The 16,909-nt window shown below is 57.7% G+C and carries 13 protein-coding genes and 3 pseudogenes; 6 read left to right on the plus strand and 10 right to left on the minus strand.

Going from position 1 to position 16,909, the window contains the following annotated elements; all coding sequences use genetic code 11:
- Position 1: 1 nt before the first annotated feature.
- From F0P97_RS15335 to F0P97_RS15365, 7 genes are all read right to left on the minus strand, one after another.
- A complete protein-coding gene (locus tag F0P97_RS15335; RefSeq protein ID WP_182283020.1) occupies positions 2-2,503 on the minus strand; it encodes an EAL domain-containing protein in 2,502 nt (833 codons plus the stop codon).
- 705 nt (positions 2,504-3,208) lie between these two features.
- Positions 3,209-3,364, minus strand: coding sequence for a hypothetical protein (locus F0P97_RS28075; protein ID WP_172671687.1), 156 nt, complete (start codon positions 3,362-3,364; stop codon positions 3,209-3,211).
- A 19-nt stretch (positions 3,365-3,383) separates the two neighbouring features.
- Positions 3,384-3,620, minus strand: a complete 237-nt coding sequence (locus F0P97_RS15345; protein ID WP_003054465.1) for a hypothetical protein — start codon at positions 3,618-3,620, stop codon at positions 3,384-3,386.
- A gap of 219 nt (positions 3,621-3,839) precedes the next feature.
- Complete coding sequence (locus F0P97_RS15350) at positions 3,840-4,799, minus strand: CobW family GTP-binding protein (protein WP_003054463.1); 960 nt, start codon at positions 4,797-4,799, stop codon at positions 3,840-3,842.
- Between the two features lie 8 nt (positions 4,800-4,807).
- Complete coding sequence (locus F0P97_RS15355) at positions 4,808-5,590, minus strand: IclR family transcriptional regulator (RefSeq protein ID WP_003054461.1); 783 nt, start codon at positions 5,588-5,590, stop codon at positions 4,808-4,810.
- A complete protein-coding gene (locus F0P97_RS15360) occupies positions 5,587-6,702 on the minus strand; it encodes a zinc-dependent alcohol dehydrogenase (RefSeq protein ID WP_003054457.1) in 1,116 nt (371 codons plus the stop codon). The genes F0P97_RS15355 and F0P97_RS15360 overlap by 4 nt, the downstream gene beginning before the upstream one ends.
- A complete protein-coding gene (locus tag F0P97_RS15365; protein ID WP_003054454.1) occupies positions 6,699-7,985 on the minus strand; it encodes an aromatic ring-hydroxylating dioxygenase subunit alpha in 1,287 nt (428 codons plus the stop codon). The genes F0P97_RS15360 and F0P97_RS15365 overlap by 4 nt, the downstream gene beginning before the upstream one ends.
- Positions 7,986-8,184: 199 nt before the next feature.
- On the opposite strand from F0P97_RS15365, the gene F0P97_RS15370 reads away from it, so the two are divergent.
- Genes F0P97_RS15370 through F0P97_RS15380 form a run of 3 tightly spaced genes read left to right on the plus strand, consistent with a single transcriptional unit; the run spans position 8,185 to position 11,059 of the window.
- The gene (locus tag F0P97_RS15370) at positions 8,185-9,084 is read left to right on the plus strand and encodes a tripartite tricarboxylate transporter substrate binding protein (RefSeq protein WP_050785733.1); all 900 of its coding nucleotides are present in this window, start codon (positions 8,185-8,187) and stop codon (positions 9,082-9,084) included.
- Between the two features lie 18 nt (positions 9,085-9,102).
- Positions 9,103-10,092 carry an ABC transporter substrate-binding protein gene (locus F0P97_RS15375; protein WP_003054448.1) on the plus strand — a complete coding sequence of 330 codons (990 nt, stop codon included), beginning with the start codon at positions 9,103-9,105 and terminating at the stop codon, positions 10,090-10,092.
- 10 nt (positions 10,093-10,102) lie between these two features.
- Positions 10,103-11,059, plus strand: a complete 957-nt coding sequence (locus F0P97_RS15380) for a PDR/VanB family oxidoreductase (protein WP_003054445.1) — start codon at positions 10,103-10,105, stop codon at positions 11,057-11,059.
- A 209-nt stretch (positions 11,060-11,268) separates the two neighbouring features.
- Here the strand turns inward: F0P97_RS15380 and F0P97_RS27680 are convergent, their stop codons facing one another.
- The 3 genes and pseudogenes from F0P97_RS27680 to F0P97_RS15395 form a co-directional block, all read right to left on the minus strand.
- The gene (locus F0P97_RS27680; protein WP_034400986.1) at positions 11,269-11,889 is read right to left on the minus strand and encodes a hypothetical protein; all 621 of its coding nucleotides are present in this window, start codon (positions 11,887-11,889) and stop codon (positions 11,269-11,271) included.
- A 1,268-nt stretch (positions 11,890-13,157) separates the two neighbouring features.
- Entirely contained in the window at positions 13,158-14,009 is an 852-nt protein-coding gene (locus F0P97_RS15390; RefSeq protein ID WP_003054440.1) for a hypothetical protein, read from the minus strand.
- Between the two features lie 91 nt (positions 14,010-14,100).
- Positions 14,101-14,649 (minus strand): annotated as a pseudogene (locus F0P97_RS15395) (transposase); the annotation flags it as partial.
- A gap of 410 nt (positions 14,650-15,059) precedes the next feature.
- Between F0P97_RS15395 and F0P97_RS28080 the strand changes: the two are divergent.
- From F0P97_RS28080 to F0P97_RS15405, 3 genes and pseudogenes are all read left to right on the plus strand, one after another.
- A pseudogene (locus F0P97_RS28080) lies at positions 15,060-15,185 on the plus strand (IS3 family transposase); the annotation flags it as partial.
- Between the two features lie 204 nt (positions 15,186-15,389).
- Positions 15,390-16,364: an IS110 family transposase gene (locus F0P97_RS15400; protein WP_003054435.1), complete on the plus strand. Its 975-nt coding sequence runs from the start codon at positions 15,390-15,392 to the stop codon at positions 16,362-16,364.
- Between the two features lie 25 nt (positions 16,365-16,389).
- Positions 16,390-16,843: pseudogene (locus tag F0P97_RS15405) on the plus strand (IS3 family transposase); the annotation flags it as partial.
- Positions 16,844-16,909: the final 66 nt, after the last annotated feature.

Genomic DNA, 16,909 nt, shown 5'->3' on the forward strand with positions numbered 1-16,909 from the left:
GTCAGAGGGACAGCCAGTCGCGTGTCAACTCGGCTGCGGGAACAGCTTTCGAGAAAAAGTAGCCTTGTACTTCGTCGCAGTGCAGGTCGCGAAGTTTGTCGAGTTGGCTTTGTGTTTCCACGCCTTCGGCCACCGTCCGCAGTTGCAGCGCATGGGCCAGGCCAATGACTGCTGTCACGATGGCGAGACTGCCAGGCTCGCTGAACATGCCGCGTACGAAAGACATGTCGATCTTGAGCCGAGAAACGGGAAAGCTCTGTAGCCGCGCCAGCGAAGAGTAGCCAGTGCCAAAGTCGTCGATAGATAGCGTGAAGCCCTGTTTCACTAACTGGGAAGCAACGCGCTTAGCCTTGGCAGGGTCATGCATCAGCGCCGACTCGGTGATCTCCAATTCGATGCATCGTGGGCTCACGCCGTGCGCGCGCATGATCGCCAAGGCACGCTCGGAGAAGGAGTCACTCATCATCTGCGCAGCCGATACGTTGACGGCAATCACAGGCGGCTGCGCTATGCCGGCAGAACTCCAGGCCCGCCACTGACGAGCTGCTGCGTCCAAGCTCCAGTCGCCGAGCGCGATGATGAGGCCGCGCTCCTCAGCAACGGAGATAAACTCGGCGGGGCTCACCCAGCCCCACTCTTCGTCGTGCCAACGTGCGAGCGCTTCTACGCCGTATAACGCATACGAATCTAAAGCTATCTTGGGCTGGAAGTGCAATTCCAAGCGTGATTGCGCGAGAGCCTCCTCCAGTTTTACACCAAGTGCAATGCGCCGCTGGAGCCGGTGGCCCATTTGTGCATCGTAGAGCTGGCAATTGCCGCCGCCTTGCGTTTTGGCTTGGTACATTGCGATATCGGCGCGCTGGAGCAACTCGTCTACGCTGTGACCGTGCGTGGGGTAAAGAGCTACTCCGACGCTTGCCCCCACTTCGAAGCAAAGATCGTCCACCCTCATGGGACTTGCCAATGTTGAGCAGACCTCATGGGCCAAGGCCATAGTATCGTTGCCTTCGGCGAGTGTGCGCACGAACATAAATTCATCGCCACCCAGGCGAGCCACCACACCCTCTCCCCCGAGCGTGCGTTCGCACCGCCTTGCCACTTCAGCAAGCAAGTCGTCTCCCACTAAATGGCCCTGCGAGTCGTTGATCTCCTTGAAGCGGTCGAGATCAACGAACAGCACCGTGGCCTGCTGACCTCGTTGGCCTGCGATGTCGAGCAGGCGTTGAGCCAAATCTATGCCGTGAAAGCGATTAGGTAACCCTGTGAGCGCATCGAAGAACGCCAGCTTCTCCATGCGCCGTTCGGTCCGTTTGCGCTCCGTGATGTCGAGTAGCGTGCCGTAGCCCCGGACCGGCTTGCCAGTCACGTCATGCTCGATCGTGCCAAGCGCATCCACCCAGCGGACGCTGGTGCCGTCCTGGATGCGCATTTCGAACGCGTAATGGCCAGTGGCAAGCCCTTTTTTCCATTGTGCATCTGCGTATGCGCGGTCTTCTGCATGCACGCAGCCAAGTAAATCAGCATATTTGAAAGGCTGGCCTACTGGCCAACCAAGGATACGTGCCGCTTGAGGCGTGAGGGAAGGCTTGCCGTCAAAGTATGAGAGCCAGGTACCGATGTTGGCCACCTCCTGGGCATTGAGCAAGTCACGATTGAGTTGCTCCTGTTTGCGCAGATCTTCAACGGTGATCAGCAACCGTGGCTGAGCGTGGCCGTCGGGCTGTTGCAGAGAGTGGACAGTGATGGAAACCGGGATCGCCAATGCTTGAGCGTGGAAATGCAGTTGCGACCTTCCCCTGGCATGTTGATGCTGTAGCGCTTGCTTCACCAATGCAGGTAAGCTGCCTACATCCATAAAGGCCGGTAGCGGGTCTCCTTTCGCTAGCGCCATTGGTGTTTGGCCTGCGAGTTGTGCGAAGGCCTGGTTGGCAAACACCACATTCAGCTCATCCGTGACCACAAGCGTGCCGTGCGGTAGGTGCGCGAAAGCTGCGCCATAGTCTCGAAGTTCGGCTATCAGCGTATCGCGATGTGTGATGTAGCTATCGATGGCCAGCCCGATATCCAGCAGGACCACCTTGATCAATGCCTGGATTGCGTCGTTACGCTGCTCTGGCGTCAGTTCGGGCAGTCTAGTAATTCGCGGAAGGAGCTCAGTGAGGTAGTGACTGTAGGCACCCAGATACCAGCCGGGCGACAGTCCAATACGCGCATGAGCCAAACCCACATGTTGGCGCTCATCTCCATAGGCCTCGTCATAGGTGCCTTTTGTGAGCCTGAGAAAGTAACGCATTTGTAGCGTCTTGAGCCTGTGCAGTGCCTCGTCGTCCGGCAGCAATGCACGCATCTCAGGAAAGGAAAGCAGGTGACGGTAGAAGCCTTCCACGAAGCCGTGTGCCTGGGTGCCAAGGGCGTCGTGCAGACTCCGCATGGCATGCTCATCCTGAACGGTGAGGCAGAGAAAGTCTTTACGGCGTTTGAAAGTTTGGAAGGTTTCTGTCAAGGATTTTTCTTATTTTCTTTGAAGAAAAACAATGTTATTAGATGTAACTTTCGAAATTCTGACCGATGGATGCAAGCTCTTGATGTATATCAAGTTTTATGCGATCTGCTACCGCTCAATCGCCAATATTCAGATCTATTGCTGTTCCTCACTCGCTACACCTCATCCACTTTGCGGCTCTCGCGCACAAGCGGGAGCGTGAGGTCGTGAACCTGCATAGGCTTGGTCTGCTTAACGACCTCCAACTGACATAAGTGCTGTCTCGGAACACCTAGTAATGAGTCGACGCTAATTGAGGGCCGAATTGGGGTAGATCTGCAAATAGGTTCTGCTTCATCGTCTTACTGCTTCCAGACTTGATGTGTCACAAAGTTACGTCGGCGTGAAGGGGCGCTCATGAGTGGTAGTTTGAGTTCTCGGATGGGCCAAGAAACAGACATCCTGAGACGTGCGCACGAATGTGCGGATTCCGGCTGAGTTGACCACCTGTGCCGGTTGCGACTGACAAGGCTGCTGTTCGTGACCGACTGAGTTCGGCCATGAGCAGACTCCCATAGTGCACCTCCGAACTACAACTTCAGTCTGATCTGAGTCATTCATGGCCCAGTGCCTGAGCCACAACAAGGGCCAACACCAGTCGTTGAGCGCAGTCTGTCCTGAACGGCCGCTTCACCCTCGGGACCCGCCACTCGATTGCGCGGTTTGCTAAGTACTGGCTCGAAGGACCGCTTCTACGTGCCGCCACGGCCTGGGGGCAGCCAAGCGACCATAATGAGCCAACAAGACCGCATCAATGGCATCCGTCTTGCGGAGCATGCCCAGGCCTCGCGCTAGCGAACGAACCTGCGCAGGATTGACCACCGAGACAAGTAGGCCCGCGTCATACAGCCGCGTTGCGGCGATCCACGGCGATAGAGCGAGCCCAGGTGATCAAGTCCAGAACGCCCTGACCATCATTGACAAAGGTTCGCGGTCGCTTGACACGCTGACCCTGCTCGTCAAGAACCGCACAGTCCAATTTGTCGCGGGACACAACGAGGTCAACCAGCGCGTGATCGCCAATGCTGATGACAAGTTCCGCTTTGGAGACATCTACTCCGATAAAGGTCGCTTGCATAAAAGCACCTCCAACAAAGACAATGACTTCGTCGAGGCGCCTGCTCCACCCAAGTGCGTTGGCTTGCCTTCAGATCGGTAGTCATGCAGAGTCCAAAGATTGCATGCTGCTCAGTTTTATATCGACGCTATTAGGTGGGGTGGGAGGGGTCGTCTGCGCAAGCAGCCATCTATGCATAGCCTCTGCCAAATCCAAACACCCACCCAATGGCCGATTCGCTCACTGCGAGTGTATTTCCGTGAGCCCAGGCGATGGGCAAGAACCTTCGAAGGGTTGCAAGAGCGGATACTCATCGCCCTGTGACCACTGGACCAGCAGCGGTAAGCCCTCGTCCAATAACACTACCCCCTTGAGACGCAGCAGGTGCGCCCCCAACCGTGAACCAAGCCAGGCCTTCCATGCATCAAGCGCCATGGGCTGCGGCAAGGGAATGAAGCGGCTTTGGACGCCATGCACAGACTCGCCTATCGGCGCATAGCCCGAACGTCCGCCGAGACGGACCGCTGCGAATCCAGCTCCACGAGGCACGGCCGCGGATAAGCGGTTGCCGAGCGACCGACCCGGAGTGGCGGCGGCCATGTCATTCCAGTCGAGAGAAGCCATCGCCGACTGCAAAACTCGGGCCTGAGGCGCATATGCTTGGATCAAAGTGGACAGCGACGCGATGGCAGCGGGTTCGGCACGATCCACTTTGGTGAACACCACCGTATCCGCCGCTTGAAGTTGTTCACGGGCTTGCGTCTGGGCTTCGATGCCCTCGCACCCGGCCGTGGCACTCACGGTCGTCACAACGGCATGCAGCACATAGCGCTCCCGCAAAAGCGGCACCAGTTCGAAGAGTTGGCTGATCGGCCCCGGCGCGGCCAAGCCCGTCGTCTCGATCACTACAGTATCGAAGTGGGGCCGCTCGCGCCGCAGCCGTGCCCACCAAAGCTCGGTCAGCGTCCCCTCCAGGCCGGGCAGGCCGTTGCAGCAGATGCACTGGTTGGCCAAAAGCGTCGAGGCGCTATCGGCGCTGCGAGACAGGATGTGGTCATCGAGCCCAACTTCCCCAATTTCATTGATGATCAGCACCGCATGCGCCAGCCCGGCGTGGCGCAGCCATCGGTTCAGCAATGTGGTCTTGCCGCTGCCCAGATAGCCTGTGACGACCCAGACGGGAATGGGGGAGTTTTTCATAGCAGGGATCAGGACTCGTGGCCGAGCCGCTGCGAGATCGCGTGCGCCGTCTCGATCACCATGCTCGTGAATTGATTCGTTTTGGCTTTCGGAAAGCGCGAAGTCGGCACAGCCAGGCCCACCGCGGCCACCACGGCCCCGGATGCATCGAAGATCGGTGCAGCAGCGCCCCTCATCCCCTCTTCGCTTTCCTCGTCGTCCACGGCACATCCGGCGCCATGCACTTTTTCCAGCAAATGGGCCAGCTTTGCCTTGTCGGTCACGGTATTCGATGTCCGTGCCTCCAGGGGGCCACGCAATATCTTGGCCTGTACCGTGGGTGGGCTGAAGGCAAGCAGGGCTCGGCCTTCGCTGGTACAGAACGCCGGTTTGCGCACGCCCAGATAGGAACGCGGACGAATGGCATGCCGGCTTTCAATGTTGCGCAGATACAGGATTTCACTGCCGTGCAGCACCGCGAGATGCACGGTTTCACCGCTTTGCTCGCCCAGCGCATGCAGCAGCGGTGCAGCCTCCTCCGCAACATTCATGCGCCGCCGCACCAAGGTTCCCATCGCGAAAAGCAGCAGGCCCAGGCGGTAACCGCTGCCCGTCGGAATGCGCTCAAGAAATCCCTCGGCAACCAAGGTCGCCGCGAGCCGATGGGCCGTGCTTTTGGCGACACCAAGACGCCTAGCAAGCTCGGTGATGCCCAGTTCGGGCTCTTCGGCCGTGAATGTCTTCAGCAGGCGCAGTGCCGCGCCTACCGAAGACAGGTTGCGGCTTTCGTCAGTGTTGTCTTTCGTGCTCAACGTTCAGGATCAATGGTTGTATGGATCGCCCCTTCCACTCCGTCACCCACCAGAGACCTAAGGGCAAGATCGGTCTCCTCCAGGGAAAAGGTGTGCGTACACATCTTCGTGACGCCATGGCGATTACCTGCAATCAATTGCAGCGCCAGTTCGACCGACTCATAAGAGTGCCCGCGCATCCCTTTAACAGTGAGGAAGTTGGCAATGATACTGTCACTGTCAAACGCGGGAACAGGCTGCCTTTTCTGGCCCGCGAGGATGACCGTGCCTCGCTTGCGGGCGAGCTGGATGGCACTGGAAACCGAAGCCGGCCCGCCTGAGGCGCAATCGATCACGAGATCGGCCATGTGGCCACCCGTGATGTCTGCGACGGTCTCCAACAGATCCTCCTGCTCGATGTCAATCGTATGGTGCGCGCCAAGTTCCCTGGCCAGGGCAAGGCGCTGCCGGTCCGTTTCGTTCGACAGCCCTGTGACGATCACGCACTGTGCGCCAGCCTCCCGGGCAGCAACAGCACAGGCAAGTCCTTGCTGTCCCGGTCCCTGGATCACCACCGTCTGACCTGGACCTGCGCCCCCCTGGAGATAGGCCCACTCGATGCCGTTGGACAACGGCAACGCCAGCGCCGCATGCCGGGGCGTCACCCCCGTTGGAACACGATGAAACACGGTGTTGAGATGCAAGTGCTGAGCCTGTGCGAAGCCGCCCCACAACCCCGGTTCCTTGCTCAAGGCCGTCGCGCCATAGCGCATGCCGCCCAGCCTCCAATCGGTCGCATGACACAGGCGGAACTCGCCGGAGCGGCAGTACTCGCAGTGCCCGCACGGCAGGTACTCCTCCAGTGCGACTAGTTCGCCTTCCTTGACTTTCCACTGCTGAGCGGCAAGGGAGCCGATCCGCTCCACGTAGCCAACAGTTTCATGCCCTAGGATCAGCGGTCCGCGCGAGCGCGGCAGGTTCTGGTAGTAACCCCAATCGCTTCCGCAGACACCTGTAATGGCGACCCGCAAAAGCCCGGAGTCGGCGCCGGGCTCCGGCACCTTCAGTTCCTGAATCTCGGTGCGCCCAGGCTCGACAGCGACCGCTGCCCGGATGATGGAACGATCAGTCATACGGTAGCGTGCGGTTTGCCGGGTTCTGCGCGCAGCGCATCGCGCGCGGCTTCGTGGAAGACTGCGCCTTCGGGCAACACAATTGCCACGGAACGCACCTTCTGCTGGCTTGGCTCGGTGCCCGGAGGCGGTGTTCCCGATTCGGCCAGTGCCATGGCTGCCGCCATGAGGCGCCGCCGGGCCTGAACAATGCCGCGATCCGTGCCGGTGAGGTTTTCACGCGTGCGGTCCTGGATAGGCCCCATGCTTTCCTGCAGCGAGGAGTCCTGAATCGCGATGCTTTCAACCCCACTGTACAGCTCGCCGGTTCTCTGCTTTTCGCGATCCATCAGGTAATCGTTGGACTTGTTTGCCAATGGAATAAACGTTCCGGGAACGTACTTGCAGTGAATCCCGGCGCCGTTGTGCATGGCCTCCACCTCCTGCTCCGTAAGCGGCCGGGTGGGGTGATAGTCAAAGCTCCAGGCCCAGCAATTTTCATCGTCGATAGGCACCCAGAAGTGACCGTGTACGGGGTGGTCGCCGCGCGGAGGCACCATGGTGAAGCAGGGAAGAATCCACGGCGTGATGCGCCAATAGAGCGAACCGGGCTCGGCCTTGCGCCGCACGCCGATGAACAGGCCGCCGTCAGCCTCCGCCACCTCGAACTGCGGGCGCAAGTCGTTCATGTTGTATTCATTGCCCTTGGCGCCCTTGAACAAGGGGTCGTGCTGCAATCCGCCGCTGTGCAGAAAGGAGACGTGGCTCGAATCAATGCCGCCTTCAAGGGCCTGCAGCCAGTTGCACTCCTGCAGACGCTTGGACATGAAGCTCTGATTGGCGGGCACGGTGGCGAACTCCCACTCGGGTGCAGGAGGCTGTAGCTCGGGCGGTCCCATGTAGATCCATACCACGCCACCGCGTTCGATCAGCGGATAGGACTTGAGCTTGATGCGCTCGCAATACCGGCTGCCTTCCGGTTCCGAAGGAACTTCCACGCATCGGCCGGAGACGTCGTACTTCCAGCCGTGATAAGGGCAGCGAATGCCGTTGTCCTCATTGCGTCCGAACCAAAGTGACACGCCGCGATGGGCGCAGAACTCATCCATCACCCCCAGACGCCCCTGCGTGTCACGGATCGCGATCAGTGACTCGCCCAGCAGCTTGACCCGCACCGGAGGACAGTCCGGCGCGGGCAGTTCCTGCGACAGCAGCGCCGGCAGCCAATAGCGCCTGAACACCTCCCCCATCGGGGTTCCCGCATTCGTTCGAGTCACCAATTCATTCTGCTCTTGCTTCAACATTGCACATCTCCTTTTTGTTCCATATAGAAGAACTGTTTTCCTTATGAAAGAACGATGATACATTCCTTCCCAAGCCGGAGCAAGCGGCTGAACACAAGAAAAGGAGACTTTGATGATGGAAAGAATCACCCGCCGAGCCTTGCTTTGCGCCGGCGTTTTGGGCTCCCTGGCCCTAAATTCAAATGCACAGAGCCCGGAGGTGGCAACCTGGCCCAACAAGGCAGTACGCATCGTCGTGCCCTATGTTCCGGGCGGAACGGCGGACGCACTGGGCCGCGCAATCGCCCAGCATCTGCAAACGGTCTACAAGCAGCCTTTCGTCGTCGATAACCGCGCGGGCGGAGCCGGCACCATCGGTTCGGCGCAGGTGGCCAAGGCCGTACCGGACGGCTATACCCTGGTGCTCTCTGGTGTCGGCTCGCACGTCATCGCTCCCGTGGACATCAAGGCTTTTGATCCAGTAGCCGACTTCACGCACATAGCGATGCTGGGGGGACCGCCCACGGTGCTGGTAGTGCATCCGTCGCTTCCCGCAAAGACGCTCGCCGAGTTCGTGGCCTATGCACGCGGGCTGCAAGGCGGCCTGAGTTGGGGCTCTCCCGGCCTGGGCACACACGGTGATCTGATCGGTTCGGTCTTCGCGCACAACGCGAAGTACAAACAGACCAGAGTGGGCTACAAGGGCGCCAACCCAGCAGTGACGGATCTGCTGGGCGGCCAGATTCCAGCGGCGTTCGTAACCTACCGCACGGCAAGCGCCTATATCAAGGCCGGCAAGCTCAACGCGCTTGCCATCACCTCGCCGGCGCGCCTGCCCGACATGCCTTCACTGCCGACATTCGCGGAGCTGGGCTACCCCTCCCTGACAGCGACGACCTGGTTTGCCCTGTCCGGTCCTGCAGGCATGGCACCGGCCCTGGTAACCAAGATCAATGAGGAAGTGCGGCGGGGGCTCAAGTCCGATGCAATGCAGAAGCTGTATGCGTCAGAAGGCATCGAGCCACAGGACTGGAACGCCTCAACATTCACGCGCTACGTCCAGACCGAAATCTCCCGCTGGACACCCCTGGCGAAATCCACCAGCAAATCGGCCCCCTAATCTGACACAGGAAACACCATGAACAAACTCCGACTCTCGGTCGCCATGGGCGACTACGACCGCACGCGCCCCCTCTACGACGGGCGGGTGCAAATCGATGGCGTGGACCCGGTATTCATGCTTCTCAATCCAGAGGAAATGTTTTTCCGCGCCATGCGGAGCCAGGATTTCGACATCACGGAAATTTCCTTCTCCAGCTATCTGGTCAAGCATTCCCAAGACTCCTGCCCCTATATCGGGATTCCAGTCTTTGTCTCACGAGCCTTTCGCCACACGTCAATCTACGTTCGCAAGGATCGCATCCAACGGCCCGAGGATCTCAAGGGAAAGCGCATCGGCTTGCCGGAATACCAACTCACGGCTAATGTCTGGGCTCGCGCCATCCTGGAAGCAGATCATGGTGTTCGCCCCTGTGATGTGCATTGGGTCCGCGGAGGAATTGAGACGGCAGCACGGCCGGAAAAAATCAAACTGGCCCTGCCCAGCGACATCCATATCGAAAACGCTCCGGAGGGCGAAACCATCTCCGCCCTGCTGGACCGTGGCGACATCGACGGATTCATCGGTCCACGCCCACCAGCCAGCACTGCCTTGCGCAACCCCAACATCGGCTGGCTCTACGACGATCCGACAGCCGCGGCCAAGGACTATTACCGCCGCACGGGCATTTTTCCGATCATGCACATCGTGGGTATCCGCAAGGAACTCGCCGCTCAGCACCCATGGCTGCCCTCGGCCGTATTCAAGGCATTTTCGCAAGCCAAGCAGGCAGCGCTCGACTTGCTGGAGGACACCTCCGCGACCAAGGTCACTCTGCCGTTCGTTGAAGAGCAGATACGCGCCGCGAAATCCACTCTGGGCGACGACTACTGGCCCTACGGCGTGGCCGCTTCGCGCCGAACCCTGGAGGCCTTCGTCCGCCACCACCATGCCCAAGGCCTCTCGGCCCGCCTGATGGCTGTGGAAGAACTCTTCCACCCCTCCACCTACGAGACCTACAGCATCTGAAAGTACCCTCATGACTGCCGCCACTCTGAGGGTTAGGGTTGCCCGCAAGACCCAGGAAACACCGGACATCTGCAGCCTTGAACTGGTCCATGCCGACGGAGAACTTCTACCCTCTTTCTCCGCAGGCTCCCATATCGATGTCCATCTGCCCAACGGACTCATACGGCAGTACTCGCTGCTCAACGATCCCGCCGAGCAGCACCGCTACATGATCGCCATCCTCAGGGATCCTAGCTCGCGCGGAGGCTCCCAGGCCGTCCACGACCTAGTGCAGGAAGGTCAGGCGATCACCATCGGCATGCCCCGCAACCTGTTCCCGCTGGCGCCTGTCGCGGGCCACAGCCTGCTGCTGGCTGGCGGCATCGGCATCACGCCCATTGTCTGCATGGCTCACCACCTGTCGTCGCAGCAGGCCGACTTCACGCTGCACTACTGCACCCGCTCACGCGAGCGCACGGCCTTCCGAGACAGCATTGCGCAATCTGCCTTTGCACCCCAGACCCGCTTCCACCATGATGATGAGCATCCTGCCGGCCTGCCCGCACTGATCGGCGATCCGACCCCCGACCGGCACTTGTATGTCTGCGGACCCAGAGGGTTCATGGACGCGGTGCTGGAAACGGCCCGCCGCCAGGGCTGGGCGGAGCAGAACCTGCACTACGAATTCTTCAGCGCCAGCACTGTGTCTCACGACACCGATGCGGCCTTCGACATCAAGCTTGCCCATACCGGACGCGTGATTCCGGTGCTGAAGGACCAGTCCGTAACGCAGGCGCTGGCCGCTGCAGGAGTCGCACTTTCGACCTCCTGCGAGCAAGGGGTCTGCGGAACCTGCCTCACCCGCGTATTGGAGGGAGAGCCGGACCATCGGGACATGTTTCTCTCCCCGGTTGAACAAAAGCGCAACGACAGCTTTCTGCCGTGCTGCTCGCGCTCGCGCACCCCCATGCTCGTGCTGGATATGTAGCCCCAGACCGGAATCGAATTCAACCGCCAAGGATGCTGACTTCAACCCAGAAGTAACACACTAGCCCCGGCGGGTCAGTTTTGCGTGGAAATTAACACCCTTCGCATCAGTAACTCACAAAATGCCGTTCACCCGCTTAAGTGAACGGCATTATCTCGTTGAGCGCTACCTTATGGCTATCCTGAATAGATCAGGGCATCAAGCCCCAATCACTGTTTGAACAAGCGTTCGTGTATCCAACCGTTATTGGTAAGGATAAGCGCAGCCTTGCTTTTAATGTCACCTTTCGACTGCTCCGCAATGTTTTTGTAACTGGTACGCAGTGCTTCAGACTTCGCCCAATCGGCGATCCCATCGACCTTGTAGCGGTAGTTCACCCGAGACACCTTCATACCCATCATGTCGCTTGGCTCGGTGAAGTTGTCCACGTCAACCATCACATACTTGCCAGAACAGAAGGCGTCTTGCCGCCCCAAGGTATCAGCCGCCTTGGGAGTGAGATGTGTTTTCCCAAAATCGGAAACTTGGTACTCGGTGGCGGGCTCCATCCTGTTGCCAAACATGGCCTTGATTTCGGTATCCCGCTTTGTCAGCAATCCTGCGTCTACCAGAGCGTCTGCGCGCTTTTTGGCATCCGCATTGAACCCACCTTTATTCTCCAGGGTGAACGGCACTTCCATCGCAGGGAGGGCAGCACATAGCCCGTGCTGCGTATCTAGGTAGGCCTGGATGGACTTGCTGAAATTGCTCTTGGTCGCATCCTTCGGATTGCCGCACGCTGCGAGGATCAAGGCCAAGCCTCCCATGACGGCGATTTTTCCTGTCTTCATCTTCTCTTTCTGTACCAGTGCAAGCCGCACTGCAAAGCCCAGAGAGCTTTACGCTGAAGCCTGTGCTGGGGAGAGACATATTGCAGCCGCCAGTTACTCATAAGACGGTAAGTTGCGGAGCACATCTCGACAATGAAACCTGCCTGCATACGGGTTCCAAGTTGGTCTGTGACTCTCCAAGTCACTGACTTCCCGGTAAGTTAACACATGAATTTGAGGCCATCCGGTGTTTTGCCTATCCTGCAATAGTGAACAATCCTAGCGGCAGTTCAGAATCACAGAGGCTCCATGATTTTCAAACATGGAGTCAATGACGAAATAATCCCCCCGAAGTAGCAAGCAAGCAGTGCGCCTAGTGTTGAAGCATCGTGACGAACACACCTCGTCACAGGACTCGATCTCTCAAACTACACCAACAGTCATTTTCCAGGAAAGTACAGCCACATCTTGAAAATACCGAAACCAGACCGAAACCAGACCGAAACCAGACCGAAACCAGACCGAAACCAGACCGAAACCAGACCGAAACCAGACCGAAACCAGGAATATAAACAAAAAAGCTCGCCACAAAAATTAGCAGGCTTTTAAATACCAGAAATGGCTATCTGGTAGGGCGTGGCGGACTTGAACCGACGACCAAAGGATTATGAGTTCGGCAAAAAAGGACTGCCAATCCTTTTGTCTCGTCCATCAAACCTTGTACCGCAAGGCCTCCACAACTCGTCTGGTCCGTCGTCGGTCCACGATTGCTGCACTAGACAAGTACCAGACACCCAGCTATGGACCGGAAAACGACCGGCAGCTAATGCAGATTCCGGTCTTAGTTGAGCACCCATTCCAGTGCTCCGTAGACAGGCCGCTGAAATTACATGGACCGTGAACCACAATTTGGTGGCCATATAGACCGTAACTTTAACGGCTGCTTCGACCGAGGCTGTGTAAAAACTCGTTCAACTAAGAAATTCAGGGGTCTTCTAACCATTCCCTAGGGCAAGAAAAACGCATACAGAGCGATCTGAGAAGTCAGTTTTTGCCGAGCTCAGTGCTTGATCCGTTTTCACACAGCCTCGATCCTTAGCAGTCACTCAGCTAGTGGCAACGTTGCATTACCGGGAGTAAAAAGCACCTCAAAAGGCGCTTTTTTTAATGAAGTTTAGCCTACCCGTTTGAGGCGGTAGCCCTCGCCTTCAATACAGAGTTTTTTGAACCAGGCTTACTCACCTGGTGGCATTTTTTTATTGGACTTTATTTAGTACTCGCACTTGGCATCAGTGCTTGTTGCGACTATTAAATCGGTCCTCTTGCTGACGGCAAAGATCAGAGAGGGTTGTGGCAAACGCCGTCACGAACTCACGGTTAGGAGTTCCTCCTGAAAAATAAAGATCGTTGGCGAGATAGCCGAAGCCGTTCGTGAATGGGCCTACACAGACAAGAGAAACGGCCTCTGTGGGCTTGAGCCGACCAACCTTGCGGGAAACCTCTCGATGAAGCATGTCCGTCGCCGGTATCGACCGAACGGGTTTTTTGGCCGCATTGATGTCCAGAATGTCGATTCGGATGCTTTTGGTTTTGTATTCTGATGCCTCGCCTGCCATGCGGCGGATGTCGATCGTGCGAATCGCTCTAAGTTGTCTGCTTCTTTCTCCCAAAACAGTGTCATATGGAAGATCAGGCGATTTTGGAAGCGCAGTAGGTTCACTGGATACCTCATAACCTTGGTTATTGAGTTTTATGCCCGCGGCGAGAGCGACTTCTTTCGTTTGCCACATTTGATTGAACATCGCGAAGAACTCAATTCGATACTTTCCGTCTGGAAAAGAATATGCATCCAGACTGCCATATCGCTTAATAGTTGCTTTAAACGAACGATCGTTAGCAACAAAAATGTTCTCTACGGTCTTCATTGTGTGGCGATCTCGGTCCAGCGGCTTACCGTCGATGCTTATCACTGTTGCCCACATTTTTGTACCCGGAGGAATGATGTTGGCGACCCCTTCCACTACGATCGATGAACTCGTTCGTTCGTACTTCTGAACCACGATGACTGGAGAGCCTTGCGCACATGCAAGGGTGGAGGCGATAAGAAATACAGAGAGCAGTGGCAGTTGGGTGAATTTCATGGTCAATTCTGTGACTTTGAGTCAGTAGGCTCGGCACGGTGGAGTATGGGGTTCGGTAACCCCCCGAATTCCGTCGCTCCGAGAAGTAGAGCTATGCGGCCATGACCAGTAGCTGTTTCGGGGTGATACCGCCCAAGGCCATGTTTGGACGTTCATGCTTGCAGCTCCACATCTACTGCGTAGCGAACTCCCACACCTCGTCAATGTCGCTCCAATCATACTGGGACAGCCATTCATAGCGGACCGTTCTGTTGAAGCGCTCCACGTAGGCGTTTTGTTGCGGTTTGCCTGGTTGGATGTGTTCAATACGAATGCCCTGGCTGCAGGCAATGTGGCACTGATGTATTCCGGCCCGTTTTCACAACGAATCACTTCAGGTTTGCCACTCCAGGCCATGATCTGCGTCAGCACCCGGATCACACGATACGATGGCAGTGAGAAGTCCACCTCCATGCCTAGCGCCTCGCGGTTGAAGTCATCGATGACATTGAGCAACCTGATGCTACGGCCATCCTCAAGCATGCTCATACCAGACCGCATTGCAGTTTTCGGGCACCGTCAGAGGCTCGGGCTTTTCCCGCAACAATCGTTTGCTGGGCTTGATACGCAGGTTCAGTTCTAGCTCCCGGTAGACACGATAGAAGAGCGTGCCAAGGACAGGCACTTCCGGACCAACGGAGAACACGCCACGTGCACCGGATTGGATTCGTAGCGAAGGCAAGGAGAGCACCTTGTATCGGATATCCATTTCCAACATAGAGAACACCGCATCGAGCGCCGTGTTTTTAAGCTGGATGAAGTTGTCCAGGCTGCCCGCCACTGTGCCGATACTAATGTTCAGTTTGCCGCCCAGCAGGTTTGCCAGGAATCCGAAGACTGAGCCTGTTTTGTCACCACGGGCAACCTCATACACGATGCCACGCACAGGCACTTCACCGGTGGCCACATCGACTTGCGGCAGCAGCTCTTGCAGCTTGTCAATTTCACGCTAAAAGCCGGAGAACAGCAACGCATCGGCATCCTGGTCGATAAGCGCCGCAGCAGAGCCGCTACAAAGCGCCACGGTACATTGCAGGCCGGCCTTCAATCATTGCTCCGAACCATCTGCAGCGGCCGTTCACGGTGGATGCCCCAGACAAGGCCTGGGTCACTGACATAACCTTGTATCTTGCTGTGTGACGATTCGCTATCGTCACACGAGGCGGGGTCAGCACGGACATCACGTAAGGCACCGAGCCTGGAATGTAGATGTAGCGCCCCGCCTCACCTTTGCGCCATTCAGAGATCGGACGGTAGCAGAGGCCCCGCTCGGCGCGGTGAGCCTGCATTGACAAGGTAGATCGGCCCAGAGGGCATGGCGCAATAACCAGGAGTGTTGTCATGCTTAATTTCGGTATCGATGTGTCCCGCGACAAATTGGACTGTGCGGTTCTTGACGAGCAGGGTCAGCCTGTCAAGCGACCGCGAACCTTTGTCAATGATGCTCAGGGCGTTCTGGACTTGATCACCTGGGCTCGCTCTATTGCCGTGGATCAACTGCGGCGCTTTGTCATGGAGGCAACAGCCGCCTATCACGAAATCGCCGCAACGCGGCTGTATGACGCGGGCCTGCTTGTCTCGGTGGTCAATCCTGCGCAGGTTCGTTCGCTAGCGCGAGGCCTGGGCATGCTCAGCAAGACGGATGCCATTGATGCGGTCTTGTTGGCTCACTATGGCCGCTTGGCTGCCCCCAGGCCGTGGCGACCGGTACGACAAGACTTGGCACAGTTCAATGCCATGCTAATGCGCCTTGACTGCGTTGAGGCAGATCTGCGGCGCGAGCAGAATCGGCGGGAGCAAGCCTCAGTTCGCCGCTCAGCGGCTTGCGTTCTGCTCTCAATTGACCAGAGCATCGAGTTCCTTCGAGGTCAGCGCAAATCTCTGCGCAAGCTGATCGACAGCCTCATTGAATCCAGCCCTACTCTGAGCGAGAACGTGGCGCGCCTTCGGACCATTCCCGCTGTCGGCGAGAAGACAGCCAATCGAATGGCCGCTGTTCTTGGCGCAAACACCTTCGTCAGTGCCAAGGAGGCCGCAGCCTTTCTTGGCCTAGTTCCGGTCAAGGTGGAATCGGGTGTAAGCGTCAAAGGACGCGCTCGCCTGTCGAAGGCTGGGAATCCCCGCGTGCGTGCCTCGCTATACATGGCAGCTGTTGTTGCCAAGAAAGTAAACCCGGAAATCAAGGCACTGTACGAGCGGCTATGCGCGCAGGGAAAGTCCAAGATGTCAGCACTCGGCGCCTGCATGCGAAAGTTGGTTCATCTGTGTTTCGGTGTACTTAAGTCTGGCAAGGACTATGCGCCACCCGAGCAGTGAAACATTGCAAGCACTTGACTTTCAAGACGGTATCTACATTCGCACTGAGCAAGGTTGGTTGTACCTGGCTGCCGTGGTGGACCTGTACTCACGCAAGGTGGTGGGATGGTCCATGAAGGCCACCCTCAACCGTAAGCATCGTGCTCGATGCGTTGCTGGCTGCAGCTTGGTGGCACAGGCCAGCAGTCGAGGTCTTGGTCCATTCCGATCAGGGCAGCCAAGGCGGATTCAAACGTTTCTGCCAAGCCCAGGGTCTGGTGCCCAGCATGAGTCGCAGAGGCAACTGCTGGGACAATGCCGTCATGGAGTTGTTCTTCAGCAGCCTGATGAAGGAACGCATTCGCAAGCGGATCTACAAGACCCGGGACATGGCCCGGGCCGATGTGTTTGACTACATCGAGGTGTTCTACAACCGCTCACGCAGTCACAGTCATCTGGGTGGCATCAGCCCCGAGGCGTTTGCGCGCGCCCGGGCTTGAGGCTGGGAATTGTCTACTGGAGTGGGGGCAGACCAGTCCCTGTAATGCAACAACGCCCCTCCGAGC

Origin of the sequence: Comamonas testosteroni (assembly GCF_014076415.1) — a bacterium.
In the GTDB taxonomy this organism is placed as follows: Bacteria; Pseudomonadota; Gammaproteobacteria; order Burkholderiales; family Burkholderiaceae_C; genus Comamonas; species Comamonas testosteroni_F.